The 2,314-nt window shown below is 67.2% G+C and carries 1 protein-coding gene and 1 pseudogene; one reads left to right on the forward strand and one right to left on the reverse strand.

All coding sequences use genetic code 11. The features are described 5' to 3' along the window. A pseudogene (locus SE91_RS36790) lies at positions 1 to 819 on the reverse strand (flagellar hook-length control protein FliK); the annotation flags it as partial. A 376-nt stretch (positions 820 to 1,195) separates the two neighbouring features. Between SE91_RS36790 and mnmA the strand changes: the two are divergent. After that, positions 1,196 to 2,314: tRNA 2-thiouridine(34) synthase MnmA (mnmA, locus tag SE91_RS02020; protein WP_061850871.1), on the forward strand; the 1,119-nt coding region annotated here is incomplete at its 3' end.

Raw genomic sequence — 2,314 nt, forward strand, 5'->3', positions numbered from 1 at the left:
CAGGCCGCCATTGGACTTCGCATCGGTCGCCGCCGCCTCGCCGGTGCCGGTCGCGGTCTCGCCGAGCGTCGTTGTGGTCTCGGCATCGACCACCGCGCTCGCGGTCTTGGCGCTCTTGTCGCCGGCCGTGGCGGTATCGGTCTTGGTGCCGGCAATCTGCGCCGCGGTGGAGGCGCTGGCGGCAAGGCCGGCGGCGGCGATGGTCAGCGGAGAGGCGGTGCTGGCGGCGGCCTGGTTTGCCGCTGCATTCGGATCGGCCGGCACGACCGGCGCGGCAACGACGATTGCGTTGAGATCGGGGATTGCGGTCTGGCCCGCATCGGCCGGCGCGGCGGCAGCCACATCGACAGCAGTGGTCGCGGCGTCGGTGCCGTCGACGGTGTCGGTCTTGTCACCCTTCGCCTCGTCGGATTTGTCGGTCGATTTGGTGTCGGAGGCCTCGACCTTATCCTTATCCTTGTCCTTGGTCTTGCCGGCTTCCTTGCTCGGATCCGCCGCCATCTCACTCACCTGATCGTCGTCGTCGTTCCTGGCGGGCGCGGACCTATCGGACTCGTCGCTCGCCCGACTCTGCGCGGGCTCATCCCTGGACGCGGTGTCGCGCGCGCGATCCGCGGCGGACGAGGAGGCGGACTCGCTCCGGCGCGGCGCGGTGTCCTGCGCCTGCGTGTTGTTGTCGATCGCCTGGGTGTTGCTGTCGATTAGCGAGCCGAAGGAATCGGCCGCGGAACTCTCTTTCGGCGCCTGCGAGCGGGCAGGCTTTTGCTGCGCGCTCGGGACCTGCACGCTTGCCACGATATCTGACGTCCGACCGACCACAGGCGACCTCATGGAAACATTCTCGGCATAGAAGGGAGCAAGGAGCGGGCCAGCCTCTCGGGTGGTAAATTTAAACAATGAAATCAATGCCTTGTAGAATTTGTGCCGCTACGGCAATGCCGCTGCGACCCCGGCATTTCTGCCGCCCCGGCAAGAATTGCCCTAAGCGGGCGCCCGCGTGATTGCTTCACCGGAATGCCGCCTATATTAAAGAGGTCACTCTCAGCCGCTTTCGACAGGGCCTTGTACCTCCCGGGGGAACCAGCATTCCCAAGGGATTGCCGATGTCCCGAAGGAAGCACGCATATCGCGGATGCGCCGCACGCCGCCGTCAGAACGCCAAGGCGCTGCTCACAAGGCACTGTTCATAAGGCCCATGCTCAACAGTCTGGATCTCGAAGGCCGTCCTGAGGACACCAGGGTCGTCGTCGCCATGTCGGGCGGCGTCGATTCCTCGACGACGGCTGCGCTGCTCAAGGCTGAAGGCTACGACGTCGTCGGCATCACGCTGCAGCTCTACGACCATGGCGCGGCGACTCACCGCAAGGGCGCGTGCTGCGCCGGCCAGGACATCCACGACGCCCGCGACGTCGCGGCCAAGCTCGGCATTCCCCATTACGTGCTCGACTACGAGGACCGCTTTCGCGAGTCCGTCATCGACAACTTTGCCGATAGCTACGCGCTCGGCGAGACGCCGGTGCCCTGCATCGAGTGCAACCGCAGCGTCAAGTTCCGCGATCTCCTGAAGACCGCGCGTGAGCTCGGCGCGCATGCGCTCGCCACCGGCCATTACGTCGCCTCGCGCCGCCGGAGCGACGGCTCGCGTGCGCTGGTCTGCGCCGCCGACAGCGACCGCGACCAGAGCTACTTCCTGTTCGCGACCACGCAAGAGCAGCTCGACTTCCTGCGCTTCCCGCTTGGCGACATGACCAAGCCCGAGACGCGCGAGCTGGCGCGGCGTTTTGGGCTCGCGGTCGCCGACAAGCACGACAGCCAGGACATCTGCTTCGTGCCGACGGGGCGCTACACCGACATCATCACGCGGCTGCGGCCGAACGCGATGGACCCCGGCGAGATCGTCGATCTCGACGGACGCGTGCTCGGCCGGCACAACGGCATTGCCAATTTCACCGTCGGCCAGCGCCGCGGCCTCGGCATCGCCTCCGGCTCGCCGCTGTTCGTGGTGCGCCTCGATGCCGCCGCGCGCCGCGTCGTGGTCGGCCCGCGCGATGCGCTGAAGATGCACCGCATCAGCTTGCGCGACGTCAACTGGATCGGCGGTGGCGACATCGACAGCGCCATCGGCTCCGGCCTCGAGATGTTCGTGCGCGTGCGCTCGACCCGCAGCCCGCAAGCAGCGTGGCTGCGCGGCGGCAATGGCCAATACGAGGTCGAGCTCGTCGCCGGCGAAGAGGGCGTCTCGCCGGGCCAGGCCTGCGTGTTCTACGATGCGCCTAGTGGCCAGGCCCGCGTGCTCGGTGGCGGCTTCATCCAA

The organism is Bradyrhizobium sp. DOA1, from assembly GCF_001593325.1.
Classification (GTDB): domain Bacteria; phylum Pseudomonadota; class Alphaproteobacteria; order Rhizobiales; family Xanthobacteraceae; genus Bradyrhizobium.